The following is a 21,754-nucleotide window of genomic DNA, read 5'->3' on the forward strand; positions in this document are numbered from 1 at the left end:
CTGAGCTTCTCCGTTTACGTTTAGATATACCTTAAGATATATCTTTACGATTTCGCAAGCACTTTATCCGGAGTCATTCTCATCTTGGGTGAATCATCTTGGGCGAAGTACTGAGCTATCACTGCGCTCCTGAACCGGCGACAGCGGGGCCGGCTGGCGGCGCCGCGCACATGGCCTGACCATGCTGTTCCAGGTAAGGCGTGAGGAACGGCGCCATCCCCTTGAGCACCTGCACCGGCAGTGCCGAGGTGAAGCGAAACCCTTCGGCAGCGCGGCCTGGCACGTAGGCGGTGAGGGTGCCGAAGTGGTTGTCGCCCAGATAAAACACGAAGGTGGCGGTGCGGTTGATGGCTCGTGATTGCAGCACGTGCCCGCCTGCGCTCATGCTCTGGATACGGTTGTCGCCAGTGCCGGTCTTGCCGCCCATGATCAGGTTGCTGCCGTCCTGCAGCTTGAACGAGCCCTGAATGCGTTTGGCGGTGCCGCCGTCGACCACTTCAGACAAGGCTTCGCGCATGGCCGTTGCCACCGCCGAGGGCAGCACCCTTTTACCCAGCTCCGGGTTGGTGACCAGACGGGTTTCGTAGGGCGTACCCTCGGCAAAATGCAAGCTGTCGATGCGTACGGTGGGCAGGCGAATGCCGTCGTTCTGGATGATGCCGATCAGTTCGGCCAGCGCTGCCGGGCGGTCGCCGGAACTGCCGATGGCGGTGGCCAGTGACGGCACCAGATGATCGAACGGATAACCTAGGCGCTGCCAGCGCTGCTCGATATCCAGGAAGGCTTCGACCTCCATCATGGTGCGAATCCGGCTGTCGCGTGCGCTTTTATGACGGCTCTTGAACAGCCAGCTATAGACCTCCTGGCGCTCGTGGACACTGGCCGCCACGGCGTCGCGGAACTGCGCTTCGGGGTGGTTGAGCAGATAGCCCACCAGCCACAGGTCCAGCGGGTGCACTCGGGCAATGTAGCCCTGGTCGGGCAGGTCGTAGGCACCGGGGCCATAGCTGCTATACAGCTCGTTGAGGCGTTTTTCAGTCACCTTGGCCGCCTCGCCGTCAGCCAGATGGGCTCGCACGAAGTTGTTGAAGGTGGCCTGATCCGCCGCCGGCAGCAGATAGCGGTGCACTGCTGCCAGCCGCGAGGCGGTCGGGCGCATGCCATCGAGGAAGGTTTCCAGGCGTTGCTGGGTGGTCTTGTCCTTGTAGCGCTTCCAGAAGCGCAGCAGGAACACCCGGCCTTCGCGGTCGGCAAACTGGCTCAGGTATTCCTGACGCCGAGGGTCGCTGTCATCCTTGAGCAACTCAGCGCTATTACCCGGTGCCTGATAAGTGCTGTAGCGCACCACATCGCGCATCAGGCGAATGAACGGCAGGTTGATCGACTCGCGCAGGGATTCGCGCAGGGTCGGCAGCCGGCCGTTGTCTTCACGGCGAAAATTGTTGAAGCGATGCAGGCCGCCGCCGGTGAAGAAACGCTCGCCAGGGCTGGCCGAGTAGCGTCGGTCCAGCGCGGCACTGAGCATTTTCGGCAGGTCGCGGTCCGGGTTCTGGATCAGGTAATCGACAGCCCAGCGGGTCAGCAGGTCCGGCGCTTCCACCGGGACTTTACGCAGCTCGGGCGCGCTCATGCCGGCATAGCGTTGATGCAGTTCGGCGATGATTTCAAGGTAAGTGGTCAGTACCCGCAGCTTGGCGGTAGAGCCCAGTTCCAGCTTGCTGCCTTCGTTGATGTCGAAGGGTTGGTCGGTGCTGTCGGTCTGGATACGGACCCGAAAACCGTCGGCGCTGCGCTCGAACAGGGTAAAACTGTAGCGCACCTGGGCGGTGCTGGCCGGGCTCAACAGGCGCTCGCCGATAAGACCCAGGCTGGCGGCAAATGCCGGATCGGCCAGTTGGCGCAGGTACTGGGTCACCTTGTCCTGCAACTCGCCCTGCAAGGTGGTGGTGGCCGACAGGTCGAGACGGTCCAGGTCATAGAAGGGCCGGTCGAGCATGCTCGACAGCCGACTGCGCGCGACGCTGATGCCCTTGTTACCTTCCATGGGTTGCCAGGTCGGTTGTTGCTGCCAGTCGCGGTAGGTCACCTGCGCGGCCAGGGTCGCGTCGGCCAGTTGCCGGTCGAGCACCCCGGCATTGGCCAGCAGGCGGATATGGCTGTCGGTCAGCTCGGCCAGTTCGTGGCGGCCCCTGGACAGATAATGCGAAGGACGGCGCTGGGCGATCACCAGTGACAGCACTTCACGCAACGCCAGAGCCTTGGCCGCCAGCGCCTTGGCGGTTTCGGCCGGGGCATTGAGGTGCTGGTTGCTGCTCTGGAAGTCGGCACCAAACCAGACCCGCAACCCTTCAGCCAGACCGTGGACTTCACCGTGTCCGGGTACTGCCGACAGCGGTACGCTGTTGAGATAATCGCGCACGACGTTCTGCCGTGCCTCCAGGGTGTGCTCACCGGCCTGATAGGCCCGCACGCTGGCAGAGAACATCTGGCGTAGTTTTTCGGCGCCGGTCAGGGTCAGCCCGTCGGGCGAGTGGCGGTACTTTTCCAGTTGGGTCGCCAGGGTACTGCCGCCGGCCGACTGGCCGGGCAACGACAGCAGCTTGGCAACCTGTGACCAGGCCGCCTTGACGAAACGCGGCCAGTCCACTGCCGGGTTGGCCAGCGGTTGCTGCGGGTCGAGCAGATTGCGGTTTTCGATGAACAACAGACTCTGTACCACCAGCGGCGGAATAGACGCGAAGTCGGGGTACAACTGCTGCGGATAATGGAACTGATACAGCGGCGCTGCACGGCAATCAGTGATGGTCAGCCCGGCCTGGATCTTTTCCTGGTAGGGCACGAAGAAGCCGTGTTCGGCGTAGCGCATCAACTCCGGCGAGAAGCGGGTCTGTTCGGTAATCAGGTAGTCGCGTTTGAGCAGCCGTGGCAGAAACTGGTCGAGCGCCGAATAGCCCAGACGCTTGTCGAACGGGCCTTCACCGGGATAGATGCGCTGATTGCTCGGGCCGGGTTGCATCGACCAGCTCAGGCGGGCGGCAAAGCGGCTGATTTCCTGGGCTTGCAGGCGTGAACTGCGGGTTTCGTGTTCGATCGCCACGCCAAGCGCCACCCCCCCCATCACCACCAAGACCCAGAACACTCGCCAGCCATACCGCTTGCGGCGTGGAGGGGGCTGCTGTGGCCGGTTGTCATTCGGGTCGGCCTGGGTCTTCTGGTGCCCGCTATCGGAATGCCGTAATACGCCCATAATCGATTGGCCCCGGCCCTCTCAACGCACTTGCCACAAGCTTAGACGCTGACGACGCGGTACGACGGAAATTGTCCGGCAATCGGTTCTATGCCCACAGCGCACGCAGGTTGTAAGCAAGGCCTAGCAGCGCGATCAACAACAGCGCAACGCCGGAACACAGGCTGATCAACCGGCTGTTGCCCGCTTTGCTCAGGCGCCCGGCGATCATGATCCAGGCCCCCAGTATCAGCAGGTCGATAAGCACCCACAGCAGCGACAGCACTGCCAGGCTGGTCTTCAATGAGTGGCTGACCTGAAGAAACTGCGGAAAAAACGAGACAAAGAAAATGATGTCCTTGGGGTTGCAAATGCCCACCACAAAACCTTGCAGCAAGCCGCCTTGGGTCGCCGGGCTGATCGGCTGGGTCGCCGTCTCGCATACCATCGCCTCGCGCAGGCTGCCGACCGCCAGATAACCGATCACTACACAGCCCAGCAAGCTGAGCAGGCTCAGCAGCCGGGTATCGAGTGCTGCGCTGGCGATGATGAGCCAGGCCGCCACGCCGATCAGTACCAGTGAACCCCAATTGCTGCCAAGCGCGGTGGCCATGGCGCGTTTCGGCCCACTCCGGCTTGCGGTATTGACCACCAGCGCCACCACCGGCCCAGGGGTTGCGATCAGTAGCGACACGGTAAGGACGTAGCTCAGTAGCAAGGCGGTGTTCACAGTCGGCACCCGGTGAGTTTTATTTATGAAAGGCGCGAATTGTTAAGTCAGGAACCCACGTTGTAAAACGGGTTGGCTTCTGACCTACTATGAGTTCAACTCATCATGGATGTTTGCATGAGCGAACGTATTACCGCGCTCTACGCCCTTCGCGCGTTTGAAATCGCCGCCCGACACGGCTCGTTCAGCAAAGCCGCGCAAGAACTGTCAGTGACCCAGAGCGCAGTCAGCCATCACGTCAAGAACCTTGAATCGTTGTTCGACTGCGAGCTGTTCGAGCGCCACGGCCCACGCCTGCGCCTCACCGAGCAGGGGCGCCTGTTGGCCAATGAATTGAAGGCCGGCTTCAAGATCATCGAAAACGCCTGCGCACTGCTCAAGAGCAGCCGTAACATTGTCCGTCTCAAAGCACCGTCCACCCTGACCATCCGCTGGTTGCTCAAGGCGCTTGATCGTTTCAGAAAAGCCGGCCAGCACAGCGAAGTGCAGCTCTCCAGTGTCTGGATGGACATCGACAGCGTTGACCTTTATGCCGAACCCTACGACTGCGCGATCCTGCTCGGCGCCGGGCACTTTGGCGCCGACATCGAAAGCTGCAAGCTGTTTGATGAGTGGCTGGTGCCGGTCTGCCGGCCCGACTATTTGCCTGCCGAAGGCGTCGAGCTGGCACAACTGAACAGCGTCGAACTGCTGCACCCGTCTGCCGACCGGCGTGACTGGCGCCGCTGGCTGAGCCGGGTCGGAGCCCAGGATCTGGTGAGTCTTGAGCGCGGGCAGCTGTTCGACACCCTGGACCAGGGCATCAGCGCCGCCACTCAGGGGCTGGGCGTTTCCGTGGTCGACCTGCTGCTGGCGGCTCAGGAAGTGGCTGATGGGCGATTGCACCTGCCACTGCGCCAGGTCGTGGCCACCGGCGATGCTTACTATCTGGTGTGGCTGAAGACCAGCCCCAAGGCGCGGCAGATGCGTGAGTTGCGCGATTATCTGTTGGGCGAGGCGCCGGTGATTGCCCAAGAGTTCGAAGAGTTTTTGCAGTATCTGAAGTGAAGGTATTCAGGCTTTGATATCGACATGATGCCCCCGAGGCTCCTCAGTGGCTTCACGCCTTTGGGCATGGCGTTCAACCTGATACGCCCAGGTATCCATGAAATTGCCAATGCTGTTACGGGTGAAAATTTGCCCGTAGTCGATGATCTTGTGATAGTTCTGCAGATCCACCACATAGCCAGCGCCAAATAGTTCCGCGAGGTGATCGACCAGTTCCATGACGGTACGGGCATGTTGGTGCAGGTTTTCTTTCAGTGTCTCGCGTTCGTTGAGCTTTTCGGTCAGGTAGCTCAGTTCGGCGGGTGTCAGTACCTCATCGGGATCAGTCACCTTGATTTTCAGGTCAGGGCCCAAGGTAAAGCCGAAATATTTGTCCGCCAGCTCAGGGTTCAGGAAGGCTAACTGACGGCGAAACTCATAGTAGTCATCGCACATGGCGTTCAGAGCAAGGCTGGAACGCTCAATGACACTATTGAGATAAAACGCACGGCTTGCCTCGTCAAAACTGTCCGTAAGATCGCAAGTATCCTTGTCCACGGAAGCGGTCGATCGCCAAGGCGTGGGTGTGTATTCATAAAAGCTTGATGATTTATCCGCTTTTAAGGCTGGGGCTTCTGAAAGGTTACAAGTTCGTGGCTGAACATCGACTTTCAAAAATGTTCTGCCGGGCCAGGCATTGACCATCGAGTATTGGGGCGCAGCGACTTCTTTATTGGAGGGTTCCTGCACCGTGGTGTCTTGGGCGGCCCGGTGCATTGCATCAAGAATGTTCGGAGCGAGGTTTACGGCAGGGCGAATTTTCATGGCAGTTTACTCATTGGGTGAATGTCCTGAGTAACGGCAGGGATCATGAGAACTTGTCCTGATAAAGGTGTAGGAGATTTCCGGTTGTTTTAATGCTGTGAGGTGTGTCGAATTCTGATGGTCTTGTCGTGGTCTGTTTGGGTTGTAGGAATTTTCAGCTTGTATGTTTTTGACTTGAACGGTGTCCCGAATATCGATTAGGTCCTCAATGGGTACGATAAATATCGTGCTTTAATCGATTGAGGATTGAATGATGAACTATCTAAAAAAAGAAATGATTGCGGTCATTATGTTGTCGGGTTTTATATGCTCTGCTCACACCACCTGTGCAGTCGCTGAAGGTCTGGCTCCAGAGCCTCTTGCTCAGACCGCAACCGGGCAAATCGACAATGGGGGTACTGGCGAGTCTTCCCAACCTCGCTTCACTGTTTTGCCTGACAAAATCAGTTCGATCTCTGACCATTTGAGCAAGCAAAACCCGGTTCATTACTACGGGTTCGTTGCCCTTCGCGGGCAGGATATCCTGCTATCCACGCCCGGTAACGCGATGCCGCACAAGAACCCATGGAAAATCGAGTACCGAGAAAATGACGAATGGAAACAGCTGACCTCGGAAGAGGTCGTTTTTTCAGGGCTGCAACCGGGTCACGAGATGATTGTCAGGGTCTCACCTGCGGTTCCTGGCGAGGTTCCTGCTGGTAGTTACAACCTCGCATTTGGATCGTTGCCTGTTCTGAAGTATGACCTGCATGACGAGGCAGGTGTTATCAGGATTTCGGGAGGCAGAACAGTACCGGCGTGGCTTGCTACGCAGGCTTATAAACAAGCTCTACTGGATGTTCGCTTCACTGATAGCAAAAACGTGCCGCTTGCAGGGGGTGTTGCCGCATTTTCTCTGGGGTACAAGGAGCATGTGCGGCCGGAAATCAGGTTTTCTCTGATCAGTGATGAGAAGGGGCAGGCATCCAAAATGGTCGAATTGGGACGTTGTACAGGTGGTTATGAAGCCGAGAGTTTTGTTCATAAACAGCAAGGCTTTAACACTTGGAAAAGTCATTATCTTGTGGCTGGATATTCTGCTAGCAATGCATTGCGATCGTCAAAGGCGGAGCAGCCCCATGTGTTCTTTTTAGGGCATATCTGCAGCCAGAAGTTGGTGAAAAGCGTGAGACCAAATAATTGATGATAGTCAACCCTGATCAGGGTGGCCTGATCAGGGGCGCACGCTTCAAGCCTCGATATGCAGGTTTGAAGCGTCGCGTGTTTCAGCGTTGTTATGTACTTGGCGGATCCACTCCTTATGCATTTTTCCTGGTCCTTGCTCCAGGATCTTTGCGTAATCAATCGTGTGCCTGAAGTTATCCAGTGTCAGGCTGTAACGATTGCCAAAAGTATCGGTGTCGTGGTCAAGCAGCGTCATCATGACCTTGGCGTGACGCTGTGCCAGTCCTTTCAAGTTTGCATGGTTGTTCAGGAGATTACCGAGAAAGTCTCGCTCCTGATGCGACAGGGTATTGTCGTAGTCGAGAATCATCAGGTTGGCGCTTTCATCCAGCGTAAAGCCAAACTTTTTTGCAGCCAACTCTGGATGGGTATCGTACAGTTTGTTACGAATATCTGCATAGCATACGTGCATTAAAGCCAGATCTATCATGCTGGCGGCGTGCTGATACCGCAGGTACATCGTCTTGGCGCAGATCGCGCCTTCGCCACTCTCATTCAGCCACGGTTGTTCTTCGTATTGATAGAAACTGTCGGTGGCAGACTTTGGCGACGTGGATTTGTCCACGAGGGCCTGGCTGATTTCATTGGAGCTAGATGGCGTAGGGGGCAGGGGAGGGCGCCAGACCCGTTGCTGCTGGTTCAGGTAATTGGCTGAAGTATCGATACCGTTCAAAGTGATGTCCTCTTGTGGAATGGTCACTTCCGGCATAACGGCCAGGCTCCCGGGAGCCTGACCTGATTATGCAGTAGGACTTTTCCGAAACATCACTCAGCGCGAAGCCGTCCGCAGTTTTTTGCTCGTCTGGGCTACCGGCTTGCCATTACCCAGGCGCTTGTTGAGCTCCAGACCGTTGGCCATCAGCATCATCAGGCCCAGGCCGAGCAGGGCGGTGATGATCCGCATCGACCAGGTGTCGCCGGCCAAGGCGTTGGCGGCGTCGGCCAGCGGGGCGAGCAGCACGCCCAGGCAGAAGATCTCCAGCGAGTAACGACCCATCAGGCAGGTCTGCTGCGCCGGCCAGTTGTTCAGCCAGTCGCTGTGGCGTGGCAGCAGTTTGGCGACCACATAGACCATTGCCACGAAGTGCAGCAGGCGTGGTGGTGCCAGGTCGGTTTTGCTGATCGGGTACAGGCCTTCCAGATGCAGGGCGGAGACTAGCGCCGCATGCACTGCTGGCCACTTTTCATTGAAGGTCAGTACGCCGGCGATAATCAGATAGATCGCCGCCAGGATAAACAGTGGTTGCTGGCTCAGCGGGCGCTGCTCAGGTGGCTGCGGACGCTGGTTATACAAGGCCAGGGCGCCACCGAGGACAAACACCAGTTGCCAGGCGACCGGGTTGAAGTACCACACGCCACCGCCCTCGTAGGAGCGCAGGTTCCAGCCGTACAGCGGGACCATCATGTACAGCACTACCGAGGCCGCCACCGCCAGCTCGATACGGCGCAGCATCAGCGGCAGATACAGGGGCAGCGCCAGCAGCAACAGGATGTAGAGCGGTAACGGGTCGGTGAGGTTGGGCTTGAAGCGCAGCAGCAGCTCATCGGCCAAGGCCTGTTGCGGGTTGCCGACAAAATGTTGCAGGCCCATCTGCTGGATCATGTCGCGGGTGTCGACGTAGTTGTTGGCCACGAAGACGATGCCCATCAGCAGGGTGAGCAGGAAGATATGCACCACATACAGCACCCAGGTACGCCGCAGGATGCGGATGCTCGAAACCAGCCAGCCGTCGCGCTGATAGATACGGCCATAAGCAAGGATAGAGGCGTAGCCGGCCAGGAATACGAAGATCTCTGCGGCGTCGCTGAAACCGAAGTTGCGCACCGTCAACTGGGCCAGCGGGTTGTCTGGCACGTGGTCCCAGAAAATGAAAATCAGGGCCAGGCCCCGGAAGAAGTCGATACGAAGATCGCGTCCGTTAGTCATAACGGTGTGCTCTTGGAGAAGTCGGTGAATATGAAGACCGGAGGGCGCCCTCCTTGGTTGCCTCGCGTCAATCAAAAACAGCCGGGCGGCCACGCAGAGTGGCCGGATTCTACGGCAATTGCAAAATTGCGCTATTGCAGAATGTCTCAAAGTGTCGCCATGACGTTGTCGTGGCTGGCCCTGTCGGCGCTGGAGCCGTCAGGTGTTGTCGCTCGGCTCGGCTTCGCGCACCCAGGGTTTGATATGCCGGATCCGCGTGGCCATGGCATACACATCCTCACGGCCTTCCAGGCTGATCCAGCGCAATTGCTCGATCAGATGTTGTTCCTTGGGGTTCAGCGCAACGAACCCCAGTTCATCGGCCTTGCGTATGAAGGTGTTGCGGGGCTCGGCCGGTGTGCTGGCGTTGATGACTTCCTGCAAAGCGCTTTGCAGCATCGACACATAACCAATCAGCATCGACGGGTTGCACAGGACATCGGTCTTGTTCACGTAGCTGTCGAGCAGCCGCAATGAATCGCGGGCTTCGAGCAGGCGGGTGTGGGCATGCTGCGGGAGTTCATAGTGCATTGCGGTGTCGGACATGGCGGATCCTGCTGAGAAAGTGTCGTGCGCCAGGCTCTGCGAGCCTGAATGCGGCTCGCACGTGCGGGATTGCTCAGCAGATCAAGGCAACCGATGTGCCGACACAATCCTGAACGGCTCAGCCATGACGGTTGTCTGGGCGGAGCAGGCGTCAGTGTCACTGAATGCCGGTGTCGTGCCTATCCATCGGCTGGGGGCAGGACTGAAACTGGCTGCACTCGCCGACATTTCTTACAGGTCAGGGTGAACCGTACATGGACATTAGCGATTACTGACTATTCGATCAAGCGAGGCAGCGGGAGTTCGGCGAAAAGTTGATAATCATTTCTGGATAGATTATGTTACTGTATAACATATATTGAAACCTGATCTCCGGAGCTGTCATGAAACCTGGTATCCATCCCGACTATCGTACTGTGCTGTTCCACGACACTGCGGCCGACGTGTTCTACCTGATCGGCTCCACCGTTGAGACCACCCGTACCCAGCAGCACAGCGATGGCCAGACTTACCCTTACGTGGCCCTTGATGTCTCCAGCGCCTCGCACCCGGTGTATACCGGCCAGCAACGCAAGACCACCACTGAAGGCCGTATCGCCGGCTTCAACAAGCGCTTTGCCGGCTTTGGCTCGGCCACCCGTCCGGGCGCTGACACCTGAGCAGCCCCTCATACGATCACCTCTCACTTGCAGCCGTGGCTGCAGTGGCTTGGCCGGGCGGGCAGAATTGACCGCCCGGCATCTTTTTTCCGGCTTTTGCCGCCTGCGACCGCCCGCCCTCTGGACTCCCCTCGGTATTGCTTCTATCTTCGCGGCCTGAAAAATCAGGAGTACCGCGCTTTGAAAAAATCAGTCGCCATCATGTTCGGCGGTCAGTCGAGCGAGCATGAAGTGTCGTTGCAGTCGGCACGCAACGTCATCAACGCCATCGACCGTGGCCGCTACGACCTGACCCTGATTGGCATCGACAAGCAAGGCCGCTGGCTGCGCTTCGATGAAAGCGATTATCTGGTCAACCCAGGTGACCCGGCGCGTATCGCACTGAGCACGGCCGGCCGCCCCTTGGCGTTACTGCCTGGCAGTACCGGCGGGCAATTGCTGGATGTCGAATCCGGCCAGGCCCTGGCGCGCATCGATGTGGTGTTTGCGCTGATTCACGGCGCCTTTGGTGAAGACGGCGCGTTGCAAGGCCTGTTGCGCATGCTGGCGATCCCGTTCGTGGGCCCGGATGTGCTGGGTTCGGCAGCGTGTATGGACAAGGACGTGACCAAGCGGCTGTTGCGCGATGCCGGGATCGACGTCGCGCCGTTCGTGGTTGTGCAACGTGGTGAGAGCATCGGTTTTGCCGAGGTGAGCGCGCAACTGGGCTTGCCGATGTTCATCAAGCCGGCCAGCCAGGGGTCTTCGGTTGGGGTCAGCAAGGTCACCGATGCAGCCGGCTTCCAGGCCGCGCTGGCGCTGGCCTTCGAGTACGATCACAAGGTGCTGATCGAGCAAGGCATGAGCGGCCGTGAAGTGGAATGTGCGGTGCTCGGCAATCGCGAGCCGCAGGCCAGTGTCTGTGGTGAAGTGGTCGCCAACGATGAGTTCTACGCCTACGACACCAAGTACCTCAATGACGGCCAGGCACGCACCGACATTCCTGCGCAACTGAGCGAAGAATTGGCCGGGCGGGTCCGTGAAGTGGCGCTGCGGGCTTACCGGGTACTGGGCTGTGCCGGTCTGTCGCGGGTGGATTTCTTCGTCACCGATCAGGGCGACATTGCGATCAACGAGATCAATACCATCCCGGGTTTCACCTCGATCAGCATGTATCCCAAACTGTGGCAGGCCAGCGGCCTGACCTATGCCGGGCTGATTGACCGTTTGATTGACCTGGCGCTGGAACGGGGTGCAGAGGCTGCTCTGTTGAAACGGGATATCAGCCTGTGAAGGTCATCGACATTGCCGCTGCCCTGTTGGTCGCGGCTGATGGCCGGACGCTGCTGGTGCGCAAGCGCGGCACCCGGGCTTTTATGCAGCCGGGCGGCAAGATCGAAGCCGGTGAGCCAGCGCTACGGGCATTGATGCGCGAGCTGGAAGAAGAGCTGGCCCTGCGGATCGAGCCGGACCAGGCGGTGTTTCTCGGTGAGTTCAGGGCAGCCGCCGCCAACGAGCCGGGTTTCGAGGTGCGCTGCCAGCTGTTTCGCGTGAACTGCGATCATGCCGTGCAGCCTGCGGCAGAAATCGAAGAAGTGCAGTGGGTCGATGCCCGCAGCAGTGCTGCGCTGGAGCTGGCACCGCTGACCCGCGACCAGATCCTGCCGCAGTACTGGCAGACCCTGCCGGGCTGATCAACGTACTGCGCTGACACCATCAAGGGTCGAGAACGAGGTGTCCTTGGCGGTCAGCAAGAAGTCGCGCATGTACGGTGCGTCGAGCATGTCGGTGCGCACGGCGGCGTAAAGGGTCGCAAACAGACCCTTTTCGCCCAGCCGTTTGGCCTTCACATAGCCACGCGAGCTGTACTCATGCAGCGCCCAGTGCGGCAGCCCGCACACGCCACGGCCGCTGGCCACCAGTTGCATCATCATCACGGTCAGTTCCGAAGTGCGCACCTGGGCCGGTTCGACGTCGGCCGGCTCCAGAAAACGGGTGAAGATATCCAGCCGGTCACGTTCCACCGGGTAGGTGATCAATGTCTCGTTGAGCAGGTCGTGCGCCAGGATGTACGGGCGGCTGGCCAGCGCATGCTGATTGGCGACAGCGAGCATGGCTTCATAAGTGAACAGCGGGACGTAAGTCAGGCCTGGCAGCTCCAGCGGGTCGGAGGTCACCACCAGGTCCAGGTCACCACGCGCCAGCGCGGGCAGGGGGGCGAAGGAGAACCCTGACGACAGGTCCAGCTCGACCTCCGGCCAGGCATCGCGGAACTGGTCGATGGTCGGCATCAGCCACTGGAAGCAGCTATGGCATTCGATCGCCATATGCAGGCGGCCCGCCGTGCCGCCGGCCAGACGCGACAGATCCCGCTCGGCGCCGCGCAGCTGCGGCAACACCGAGTCGGCCAGTTGCAACAGCCGCAGCCCGGCACTGGTGAAACGCACCGGTTTGGTCTTGCGCACGAACAGGGTCATGCCCAGCCGTTCCTCAAGCTCCTTGAACTGATGCGACAACGCCGACTGGGTCAGATGGAGGCGCTCAGCCGCCTCGACCAGGCTGTCGGCTTCGCGCAGGGCATGCAGCGTCTTGAGGTGACGAATCTCCAGCACCGGGGCAAGCTCCATGAAAATAATTTGATTAAAAATTCAACGGCGTGAGTTTGTCTCATGATCTGCCTGTTGTCGAGGTCAGCTTTTGCTTGAAGCCAGTCGCTTGAGGCTTGCAGATAGCTTTGCCACTCGTCCCGGTTCATCAAACTGTCACGCAAGTGTGGCAGCGCGATCCTGAAAACATCATCAGACTGGCGGCTTACTGGGGTTCTGTTTTTCGGTGTTTCTTCCAATGCGCATTTTTTTCCTTCTGGCCGCCTTGCTCTGCGGCTGGCCGTCTTTTGCTGTCGCAAAATGTGATGTCGGCACGCCGGTGCAACTGGCTCAACTCAAGGATGTACGGATCGCTTGGCAGAGCGTCGGCGAACCGACCGACCCGACCCTGCTGCTGGTCATGGGCCTGGGCGGGCAGTTGATTCACTGGCCCGACGAAGTGGTGGTTGCCCTGTGTCAGCAGGGTTTTCGGGTGATTCGCTATGACAACCGTGACGTCGGGTTGTCGAGCTGGGTCAAGCCGGTATCGGAGGTCAACCTGGCGTTCGAAGTGCTGCGTTTCAAACTCGGTTTGCCGGTGTCGGCGCCTTATTCGCTGAGCGATATGGCCGACGACGCGCTGGGCCTGATGGACCAGTTGAACGTCAGTCGTTTCCATGTGCTGGGCGCGAGCATGGGCGGGATGATTGCCCAGCATCTGGCCGATCAAGCCCCCCAGCGTGTCGAAAGCCTGACTCTGGTGATGAGCAGCTCAGGCGCCGAAGGTCTGCCCATGCCGGATGCCGCCTTGCTTCAACAACTGGCCCGCCGCAGTGCACCCAATCGCGAAGCGGCGCTGCAACAACAGGCCGACTTGCTTGCTGCGCTGGGCAGCCCGCGGGTCAAGGATGATCGTGGGCAACTGCTGCAACAGGCCGCGATCGCCTACGACCGTGCATTCAACCCCGAAGGCGTCAAACGCCAGATCGCCGCCATCCTGGCTGAACCCAGCCGGGTCGAGCTGCTCAACCGCCTGCGTGTCCCGACTCTGGTGGTACACGGCACCGCCGACCCGCTGCTACCGGTGATGCACGGCGTCCACCTGGCCGCGCACATTCGTGGCAGCCAGTTGAAACTGATCCCTGGCTTCGCCCACCGCTTCCAGGAAGCCTTCAAAGCCCCGCTGCTCGCCGCCGTGCTGCCTTACCTGCGGGCGCAACATGATCAGGGCTGGCATATGGCGAAGCTTTAACAACGCTCTGCCGCCGGCCGTCGAATCGGCTCCCGGCGGGGCGCAACCCGCAGTCCAGACAACTGCACTCATGATTTCTGCACATTACAAGAAGCCTTCGCGAGCAAGCTCGCGCCTCCAAGTGCCCGGATCAGCCCCGAGGGTGTATGGTGAGCCTTTGTCTTCAGACCAAGGCCCACCCCATGAGCACACCCCTGAAAATCGACTTCGTGTCTGACATCTCCTGCCCCTGGTGCATCATCGGCCTGCAAGCACTGGAGCAGGCCTTGGCGCAACTGGGCAGCGAAGTCAGCGCACAGATTCACTTGCAGCCTTATGAGCTGAACCCGACCATGCCTGCCGAAGGTCAGGACATCAAGGAACACATCGCCGAGAAATATGGCTCAAGCCCCGAGCAGATCGAAGCGATCCACACCACCATCCGCGAGCGCGGTGCTGAACTGGGTTTTGATTTTGCCAGCGGCGAGCGCCGCATCTACAACACCTTCGACGCCCATCGACTGCTGCACTGGGCCGAGCAAGAAGGCAAACAGCTGGCGCTGAAACACGCCTTGTTCAAGGCCTACTTCACCGACCTGAAAAACCCTTCAGACCGCGCTACCCTGGCCGATCTGGCGCAACGGGTCGGGCTCGACCGGCTGCGCGCCGAAGAGGTCCTGGCCTCGGGTCAGTTCGCCGCCGAAGTGCGTGAACTCGAACAACTGTGGATCACCCGCGGCGTCAGTTCAGTGCCGACCATCATCTTCAACGAGCAGTACGCCGTCTCGGGTGGTCAGCCGGTGGATGTGTTCGTCGGCGCGATCCGCCAGATCATCGCCGCCTGATCTTTATCGGGCAGCCGACCTGCAAGCGAAGACGACGCTGTTCCCTTGCAGCTTGCCACTGCCTTTACAACCCGTACTTTTTAACCTTGTCGAACAGCGTCGTCTTGGCCATGCCCAGCTCCTGGCTGGCCTGGCTGAGGTTGCCGCCACTGTGCTGCAAGGCTTCGCTGAGCATGTTCCGCTCAAAGGCTTCCACGGCTTCGGCAAAGCTCAGGCGCGGGCTTTCCGCATCGCGGCTGCTGCTGTTTTTGAATGCCGGCAGGCCCAGTGCATAACGTTCGGCGACATTGCGCAGTTCCCGCACATTGCCTGGCCAGTCATGGCTCATCAAACTCGACAACGTCTGGCGGTCAATGGCGCGTGGCTCGCGATCAAAGCGCAGCGCCGACAACTGCAGGAAGTGCTCGAACAGTTGCAGAATATCCTCGCGGCGCTCGCGCAGTGGCGGCAACTCCAGAGTCACCACGTTGAGCCGGTAATACAGGTCGCTGCGAAACTGCCCGGCCCTGCTCGACACATCAAGATCGAACTTGGTGGCGGCGATCACCCGGCAGTCGACCTCGACTGCCTGGTTCGAACCCAGCCGCTCCAGGGTACGTTCCTGCAAGACCCGCAGCAGCTTGATCTGCAACGGGATCGGCATGCTTTCGACTTCATCGAGAAACAGTGTGCCCTTATGCGCATGCTCGATCTTGCCGATCCGTCGTTTGCCGGCGCCAGTGAAGGCGTTGGCTTCGTGACCGAAAATCTCTGACTCGAACAGGCTCTCGGCCAGGCCGCCGCAGTTCAGCGCCACGAATTGATGGTCACGGCGCCGGCTGAAATCGTGCAGGCAACGGGCGACCAGTTCTTTGCCGGTGCCGGTCTCGCCTTCGATCAGCACGTTGGCGGAGGTATCGGCCACGTTGGCGATCAGCTCGCGCAGATTGTGCATGGCCGCTGAGCGGCCGATGATCTTGCCTTCCAGGCTGTCGCGCTCGGCCAGTTGCCGACGCAACGCCCAGACCTCGCGGGCCAGGCCGCGTTGCTCCAGTGCCCGGCGCGTGACGTCCACCAGCCGTTCGGGAGAGAAGGGCTTTTCCATGAAATCGTAGGCGCCATCGCGCATGGCATTGACCGCCATGGTGATATCGCCATGGCCGGTAATCAGCACCACCGGCAGGCTGGCGTCGATGGCCTTGAGTCGTTCCAGCAGTTCCAGGCCATTGATGCCGGGCAGGCGGATATCGCTGATGACGATACCGGCAAAGTCGCTGCCGACCCGCGCCAGGGCTTCTTCTGCGCTGCCCACGCCTTCGCTGGCAATATCTTCCAGGGCCAGTGCCTGTTGGCAGCCCAGTAGCACATGGGGGTCGTCTTCGACGATCAGCACTGTCAGGTTGTGATTGATGTTCATGGCAGTGCTCTCAGGTAGACGCGTACGGGTCGGGTTGGCCGGCCGGGTGGTCAAGCAGCGGCAGACTGAGGATAAACAGCGCGCCGCCATCGTCGGGGTGTTCGGCGCTCAGGCTGCCGCCGGCAGCGGCGGCCAGGCTGGCCGACAGGGTCAGGCCCAGGCCCAGACCCTGGTCGCCCGGTTTGGTGGTGAAAAACGGCTCGAACAGGTGCCGACGTGCCTCGGGATCGACGCCGGGGCCGTTGTCACGCACGCTCAGCCGATAGCGCTGATCGACCACCTGGCCGACCAGCCACAGTTCGGCTTGCGGCTGCGCCTGCATGGCATCCACCGCGTTACCGATCAGGTTGACCAGAATCTGCTCCAGGCGGGTCTGGTCGATACCCAGGGTGGCCTCGGCCAGGTCGCGGTGCAGTTTGACCGGGCTGGTTTCCAGGCGTCCGGCCAGCAATTGCAGGGCCGCGTCCACGGCCTTGTCCAGTTGTGCCTGGCCTTTGTCTTCGCCGCGTCGGGCGAAAGCGCGCAGGCTGGCGGTGATACGGCCCATGCGGTCGACCAGGTCATTGATGGTGCGCAGGTTGGTGGTTGCGGTGTCCAGGGCGCCACGTTCGAGGAACCGAACGGTGTTGCCCGACAGGGTGCGCAAGGCGGCCAGTGGCTGATTCAGCTCATGGGCAATGCTGGTGGACATCTGACCGATGGCTGCCAGTTTGCCGGCCTGGACCAGTTCGTCCTGGGCTTTGCGCAAGGTTTCTTCAGCCTGGCGCCGCTCCCGGATCTGCGCCTTGAGGCGTTCGTTGCTGGCGCGCAGGTGTTCGGTGCGTTCGGTGATCTTGCGTTCCAGCTCGTCGTTGGCAGCCTCCAGCGCCTCACGGGCGGCCAGCCGGGTGGCGATCACCTTGCGTCGCTCGTTCCAGGCAATCAGCAGGAAGGTCACCAGCGCGCAGGCCACCGCCACCAGCATGCCCTGGTTGGCGGCTTCGCGGCGCAGGTCTTCCAGCGGCGTGAGCAAGGTCAGGTGCCAAGGGGTATCACTCAATGGCCGGGTCTGGGCCAGGTAGCTGACCTGGGTGTGTTCGCGGTCGACACTGGCGTTGGCCGGGAAGGTCAGCTCTTCGACCCCTTCGGTCAGGCTCTGGCGTTCCAGCGGCACCAGCTCATTGAGCGGCCACCAGTAATATTGCAGGCTGCGTGCCAGGCGCTCCTTGATGGTCGGGGTCAGCGGGCGGACCGATTTGAGCCGCCGGGCCGGGTCGCTGGAGAGAATGATGATGCCGTTCTCATCGCTGACGAAGGCTTCCAGGCGGGCGCGTTGCCAGCGTTCTTCAAGGGTTTCCAGGCGTACCTTGACGACGGCCACGCCAATGATCCGGCCTTTGTCTTCCAGGCCGTGGGCCAGGTAATAACCTGACTCGCCAATCGTCGTGCCGATCCCATAGAAGCGTCCGGGCTGGCCGCGCACGGCATCCTGAAAGTAGGCGCGAAACGACAGGTCTTCACCCTGATAGCTGTCGCTGTCGCGCCAGTTGCTGGTGGCCATGACCCGTCCGGTGGTGTCCAGCACATAGATGGCGCGACTGCGGCTGCGGCGGTTCAGGCCTTCCAGGTAACTGTTGACCTGGTTCTGCAATTGAGGGGTGGGTTCGGTGAGCAACTGGCCGACGCTGTCTTCCAGTTCCAGAATGCTGGGCAGATAGGTGTACTTGCTGATTTCGCTCTCAACTGTGCGGGCATGCAGTTCCAGCTGGCGGGCGCCACTTTCGCTGAGGTTCTGGATGCCGTGATGCTCACTGACCCGATAGGCGCCATAGCCCATGGCGATGACCAGGATCAGGATCAGCGGCGGCAGAAACAGTTGACGGATCAGACGGGGTTTCACGGCGAGTGATGGCGGAGCAGCGCGATAAAGAGAGGGGTCGCATTTCATCACAGTCGTCCCAACGCGACCAGCTACCCGTAGCGTACAGGTAGCCGGTCGCTGGCTTTGCTTAGTGTTGCAGGATCTTGGCGAGGAACTGCTGAGTACGCTCGGAGCGTGCGCTCACGTCACCAAAGAACTCTTCCTTGGCGCAGTCTTCAATGATCTGGCCTTTGTCCATGAAGATCACCCGGTCGGCAACCTTGCGGGCAAAGCCCATCTCGTGGGTTACGCACATCATGGTCATGCCTTCGTGGGCCAGTTGCACCATCACGTCGAGCACTTCGTTGACCATTTCCGGGTCCAGCGCCGAGGTCGGCTCGTCGAACAGCATCACGATCGGGTCCATGGCCAGGGCACGGGCAATCGCGACACGCTGTTGCTGGCCGCCGGACAATTGCCCAGGGTGCTTGTTGGCATGTGCCGACAGGCCCACGCGCTCAAGCAGTTGCAGGCCTTTTTTGGTGGCCTCTTCCTTGCTGCGACCCAATACCTTGATCTGTGCGATGGTCAGGTTGTCGACAATCGACAGGTGCGGGAACAGTTCGAAATGCTGGAACACCATGCCGACCCGCGAACGCAGTTTCGGCAGGTTGGTCTTCGGATCGGCGATGGAGGTGCCATCGACCACGATGTCGCCTTTCTGGAATGGCTCCAGGGCGTTCACGCACTTGATCAGCGTCGATTTGCCGGAACCGGACGGGCCGCAGACCACCACCACTTCGCCCTTTTTGACGTCGGTGCTGCAATCGGTCAGAACCTGGAAATCCCCATACCACTTGTTAACATTTTTGATGGTAATCATACGGCGAACCTTTTTTGCAGACGCTTCACCAGGAACGAGGCGGCGAAGCTGATCGTGAAGTACACAAGACCGGCGAAAACCAGGAACTCATTGGCGCGGCCAATAATGTCGCCATTGGCGCGGGCAGCATTGAGGAAGTCCACCAGACCGACGGCGTAGACCAGCGAGGTGTCCTGGAACAGGATGATGCTCTGCTGCAGCAGCAGCGGGGTCATCTTGCGGAACGCCTGCGGCAGAATGATCAGGCGCATCATCTGCCCGTAGGTCATGCCCAGCGCCTTGGCAGCGCCCATCTGCCCCTTGGAGATCGACTGCACACCGGCGCGGACGATTTCACAGAAGTAAGCCGCCTCAAACATCATGAACGCGATGACGCAGGAGGTGAACGCACCGATTGGCGTGTCTTCGCCGGTGATCCAGCGCAGCACGAACGGCACCGCCAGGTAGAACCAGGTGATCACCAGCAGCAGCGGGATCGAGCGGAAGTAGTTGACGTAGGCACCGGCGATATTGGCCAGAATCTTGTTCGAGCCCAGTCGCATCAGGGCCAGCACAGTACCCAGGGCAATACCGCCGACGACACCCAGCGCCATCAGTTGCAGGGTCATGAGCATGCCGTTCCACAGGCCCGGCAGGGCAGGGATGATTCCACTGAAATCCATCATTTACCCCCTACGGAAATCAGGCCGGGCACCGCTACTTTCTTCTCGATCAGGCGCATCAGCAGCATCAGGCTCATGTTCAGAGTGAAGTAGATCAGGGTCGCCAGGGTGAAGGCTTCGAACAGGTTGGCCGAGAACTCGGCGGTCTGTTTGGTTTGCGCCAGCAGTTCCATCAGGCCGATCAGCGAGGCCACCGAAGAGTTCTTGAACACGTTCAAGAATTCCGAGGTGAGCGGCGGAATGATGATCCGGTAGGCTTGCGGCAGCAGGACGTTCCAGTAGATCTGCGACAGCCTGAAACCCATGGCCCGTGCGGCCGATTCCTGGCCACGCGGCAGCGCTTCGATACCGGTACGCACCTGTTCACAGACCCGCGCGGCGGTGAACAGACCCAGGCAGATCACCACGCTGATGAAGGCCGAGGTGGTGGGGTTGAGGTCTTGCTTGTACCACTCCTGCAGGCCTTCAGGCAGCAGGTCTGGCACCAGGAAGTACCACATGAACAGCTGCACGAGCAGCGGTACATTACGGAAAATTTCCACATAAGCTGTGGCGATGCCCGACAGGAAACGATTGGGCAGCGTACGCATGATCCCCAGCACCGATCCCAGGGTCAGTGCGATGATCCAGGCGACGAGCGCGATGCCGATGGTCCAGCCCAGACCGGAAATGAACCAGTCCAGATAGATCTCGTCACCAATGCCCGTGGACTTGAAGAACACACTCCAGTCCCAGTTGTAATTCATCAGGGTCTCCCCCTCTTGTTCGATGTCGATCGAGATGCACGCATGCGTGGTGCTCGAATCCTTTCAGGCGAATGCACGTCAACCATTGACGTTGGATCATTGCTGCTGCGTGTGAATGAGCTGTCCCGGGCGGCCATGCAGGCCGCCCGGAAGGTCAGCGACCGGTCAGGCCTTTTTTTCCGGGGCTGGCTTGTCGTTAGGCTCGGCGATCAGTTTTTTCAGCTCATCGCTCATCGGGAAGTTCAGGTTCAGGCCTTTTGGCGGGATTGGCGACTCAAACCACTTGGCGTAGATCTTGTTGATCTCGCCGGATTTGTACAGCGCGACAATGGCGTCATCGACCGCTTTCTTGAAGGCTTCGTCGCCTTTGCGGACCATGCAGCCGTAGATTTCGTAGGATTGCGCGGTACCGGTGACTTCCCAGTCAGTTGGCTTCTTGGCCTTGGCCATTTCGCCGGCCAGCAGGGCGTCGTCCATCATGAAGGCTACGGCACGACCCGATTCGAGCATCTGGAAGGACTCGCCGTGGTCCTTGGCCGAGATGACGTTCATGCCCATCTGCTTGTCGGCGTTCATGGCTTTGATGATGCGCTCGGAGGTGGTGCCGGCGGTGGTCACCACGTTCTTGCCCTTGAGGTCATCGAAGTCTTTGTAGCTGGAATCTTTCTTGGACAGCAGACGAGTACCGATCTCGAAGATGCCGACCGAGAAATCGACCTGCTGGGCGCGTTCGGCGTTGTTGGTGGTCGAACCGCATTCCAGGTCGACGGTGCCGTTCTGGACCAGCGGGATACGGGTCTGCGAGGTGACCAGGTTGTACTTGACGTTCAGGTTCGGTACGTCGAGCTGCTTCTTGACCGCTTCAACGACGGCCAGTTGCAGATCGTGGGAGTAGCCAACCGGTTTGCCAGAAGCGTCCGCGATGTAAGAGAACGGAATGGACGCGTCACGGTGACCGAGAGTGATGGTGCCGGAGTCTTTGATTTTCTTCAGTGTGCCGGTGAGTTCAGCGGCGCTGACTGGAGTACTGATCAGAGCGGCAGCAATGGCTGCGCCCAACAACTGGGGAACGATACGCATCAGTGATTCCTCGACTTCATTTTTTATTTGGACGGCTGATCTGGCGTCAGTCATATGTTCAACGAAAGCTTCAACGGCGCCTCTTGCTAGACACGCGCCTGGATGTTGAAGCGGTCGACATGGAGTGTAGAGCATGAGTCGTGCCAGACCGTGGCGAATGGCTATCCAATTGATTTTAAAGGGATTAATTTATTGTTTCGGCTTCTTGACGGTGGTTGAACGTCCGGGAAGCCGAATTCAGACAACGCGCGCGTTCGGAAATCCGAATGTTTTTCACGGCGCGTGACCCGTCGAGTCGGGGAGAG

20 protein-coding genes are annotated in these 21,754 nt (G+C 59.7%); 7 read left to right on the top strand and 13 right to left on the bottom strand.

Going from position 1 to position 21,754, the window contains the following annotated elements:
- Nucleotides 1–118: 118 nt before the first annotated feature.
- A complete protein-coding gene (locus tag NRB16_RS10300) occupies nucleotides 119–3,247 on the bottom strand; it encodes a transglycosylase domain-containing protein (RefSeq protein WP_257106092.1) in 3,129 nt (1,042 codons plus the stop codon).
- Nucleotides 3,248–3,335: 88 nt separating this feature from the next.
- The gene (locus tag NRB16_RS10305; RefSeq protein WP_257106093.1) at nucleotides 3,336–3,956 is read right to left on the bottom strand and encodes a LysE family translocator; all 621 of its coding nucleotides are present in this window, start codon (nucleotides 3,954–3,956) and stop codon (nucleotides 3,336–3,338) included.
- A gap of 117 nt (nucleotides 3,957–4,073) precedes the next feature.
- Between NRB16_RS10305 and NRB16_RS10310 the strand changes: the two genes are divergently transcribed.
- Entirely contained in the window at nucleotides 4,074–5,003 is a 930-nt protein-coding gene (locus tag NRB16_RS10310) for a LysR substrate-binding domain-containing protein (protein WP_257106094.1), read from the top strand.
- Between the two features lie 6 nt (nucleotides 5,004–5,009).
- Here NRB16_RS10310 and NRB16_RS10315 read toward each other — a convergent pair whose 3' ends face one another.
- Nucleotides 5,010–5,807 (bottom strand): hypothetical protein, encoded by a 798-nt coding sequence (locus NRB16_RS10315; RefSeq protein ID WP_257106095.1) that lies wholly within the window; start codon nucleotides 5,805–5,807, stop codon nucleotides 5,010–5,012.
- A 250-nt stretch (nucleotides 5,808–6,057) separates the two neighbouring features.
- On the opposite strand from NRB16_RS10315, the gene NRB16_RS10320 reads away from it, so the two are divergent.
- A complete protein-coding gene (locus NRB16_RS10320; protein ID WP_257106096.1) occupies nucleotides 6,058–6,990 on the top strand; it encodes a hypothetical protein in 933 nt (310 codons plus the stop codon).
- A gap of 45 nt (nucleotides 6,991–7,035) precedes the next feature.
- Here the strand turns inward: NRB16_RS10320 and NRB16_RS10325 are convergent, their stop codons facing one another.
- From NRB16_RS10325 to NRB16_RS10335, 3 genes are all read right to left on the bottom strand, one after another.
- Nucleotides 7,036–7,740: a hypothetical protein gene (locus NRB16_RS10325; protein ID WP_052483340.1), complete on the bottom strand. Its 705-nt coding sequence runs from the start codon at nucleotides 7,738–7,740 to the stop codon at nucleotides 7,036–7,038.
- A gap of 60 nt (nucleotides 7,741–7,800) precedes the next feature.
- Nucleotides 7,801–8,958: an OpgC domain-containing protein gene (locus NRB16_RS10330; protein WP_257106097.1), complete on the bottom strand. Its 1,158-nt coding sequence runs from the start codon at nucleotides 8,956–8,958 to the stop codon at nucleotides 7,801–7,803.
- 198 nt (nucleotides 8,959–9,156) lie between these two features.
- Nucleotides 9,157–9,543, bottom strand: coding sequence for a hypothetical protein (locus NRB16_RS10335; protein WP_045482472.1), 387 nt, complete (start codon nucleotides 9,541–9,543; stop codon nucleotides 9,157–9,159).
- 383 nt (nucleotides 9,544–9,926) lie between these two features.
- Between NRB16_RS10335 and NRB16_RS10340 the strand changes: the two genes are divergently transcribed.
- The 3 genes from NRB16_RS10340 (at nucleotide 9,927) to NRB16_RS10350 (ending at nucleotide 11,875) form a co-directional block, all read left to right on the top strand.
- Nucleotides 9,927–10,202 (top strand): type B 50S ribosomal protein L31, encoded by a 276-nt coding sequence (locus NRB16_RS10340; protein WP_045482469.1) that lies wholly within the window; start codon nucleotides 9,927–9,929, stop codon nucleotides 10,200–10,202.
- Nucleotides 10,203–10,382: 180 nt separating this feature from the next.
- Nucleotides 10,383–11,474, top strand: coding sequence for a D-alanine--D-alanine ligase (gene ddlA, locus NRB16_RS10345; protein WP_045482463.1), 1,092 nt, complete (start codon nucleotides 10,383–10,385; stop codon nucleotides 11,472–11,474).
- The gene (locus NRB16_RS10350; RefSeq protein ID WP_257106098.1) at nucleotides 11,471–11,875 is read left to right on the top strand and encodes an NUDIX domain-containing protein; all 405 of its coding nucleotides are present in this window, start codon (nucleotides 11,471–11,473) and stop codon (nucleotides 11,873–11,875) included. The genes ddlA and NRB16_RS10350 overlap by 4 nt, the downstream gene beginning before the upstream one ends.
- On the opposite strand, the gene metR is transcribed toward NRB16_RS10350, so the two are convergent.
- On the bottom strand, nucleotides 11,876–12,793 hold the full coding sequence (gene metR / locus NRB16_RS10355; RefSeq protein WP_045482457.1) for a transcriptional regulator MetR: 918 nt from the start codon (nucleotides 12,791–12,793) through the stop codon (nucleotides 11,876–11,878). It abuts the gene before it with no gap.
- 232 nt (nucleotides 12,794–13,025) lie between these two features.
- Here metR and NRB16_RS10360 point away from each other — a divergent pair, with 232 nt between their 5' ends.
- Nucleotides 13,026–14,018 (top strand): alpha/beta fold hydrolase, encoded by a 993-nt coding sequence (locus NRB16_RS10360; protein WP_257106099.1) that lies wholly within the window; start codon nucleotides 13,026–13,028, stop codon nucleotides 14,016–14,018.
- Between the two features lie 182 nt (nucleotides 14,019–14,200).
- On the top strand, nucleotides 14,201–14,842 hold the full coding sequence (locus NRB16_RS10365; RefSeq protein ID WP_257106100.1) for a DsbA family oxidoreductase: 642 nt from the start codon (nucleotides 14,201–14,203) through the stop codon (nucleotides 14,840–14,842).
- A 64-nt stretch (nucleotides 14,843–14,906) separates the two neighbouring features.
- Here NRB16_RS10365 and NRB16_RS10370 read toward each other — a convergent pair whose 3' ends face one another.
- The 6 genes from NRB16_RS10370 to NRB16_RS10395 all read right to left on the bottom strand — a co-directional run bounded on the left by NRB16_RS10370 (nucleotide 14,907) and on the right by NRB16_RS10395 (nucleotide 21,449).
- Nucleotides 14,907–16,238, bottom strand: coding sequence for a sigma-54 dependent transcriptional regulator (locus NRB16_RS10370; protein ID WP_257106101.1), 1,332 nt, complete (start codon nucleotides 16,236–16,238; stop codon nucleotides 14,907–14,909).
- Nucleotides 16,239–16,248: 10 nt separating this feature from the next.
- Entirely contained in the window at nucleotides 16,249–18,165 is a 1,917-nt protein-coding gene (locus NRB16_RS10375) for an ATP-binding protein (RefSeq protein WP_253116903.1), read from the bottom strand.
- A gap of 61 nt (nucleotides 18,166–18,226) precedes the next feature.
- Nucleotides 18,227–18,961: an amino acid ABC transporter ATP-binding protein gene (locus NRB16_RS10380; RefSeq protein ID WP_045482442.1), complete on the bottom strand. Its 735-nt coding sequence runs from the start codon at nucleotides 18,959–18,961 to the stop codon at nucleotides 18,227–18,229.
- Nucleotides 18,958–19,626 carry an amino acid ABC transporter permease gene (locus NRB16_RS10385; protein WP_253142414.1) on the bottom strand — a complete coding sequence of 223 codons (669 nt, stop codon included), beginning with the start codon at nucleotides 19,624–19,626 and terminating at the stop codon, nucleotides 18,958–18,960. Before NRB16_RS10385 ends, NRB16_RS10380 begins: the two co-directional genes overlap by 4 nt.
- On the bottom strand, nucleotides 19,623–20,369 hold the full coding sequence (locus NRB16_RS10390; RefSeq protein WP_045482436.1) for an amino acid ABC transporter permease: 747 nt from the start codon (nucleotides 20,367–20,369) through the stop codon (nucleotides 19,623–19,625). Before NRB16_RS10390 ends, NRB16_RS10385 begins: the two co-directional genes overlap by 4 nt.
- A gap of 165 nt (nucleotides 20,370–20,534) precedes the next feature.
- Nucleotides 20,535–21,449: a glutamate/aspartate ABC transporter substrate-binding protein gene (locus NRB16_RS10395; protein ID WP_045482434.1), complete on the bottom strand. Its 915-nt coding sequence runs from the start codon at nucleotides 21,447–21,449 to the stop codon at nucleotides 20,535–20,537.
- Nucleotides 21,450–21,754 lie beyond the last annotated feature (305 nt).

The sequence above is a fragment of the Pseudomonas sp. LJDD11 genome, from assembly GCF_024584215.1.
GTDB lineage: Bacteria > Pseudomonadota > Gammaproteobacteria > Pseudomonadales > Pseudomonadaceae > Aquipseudomonas.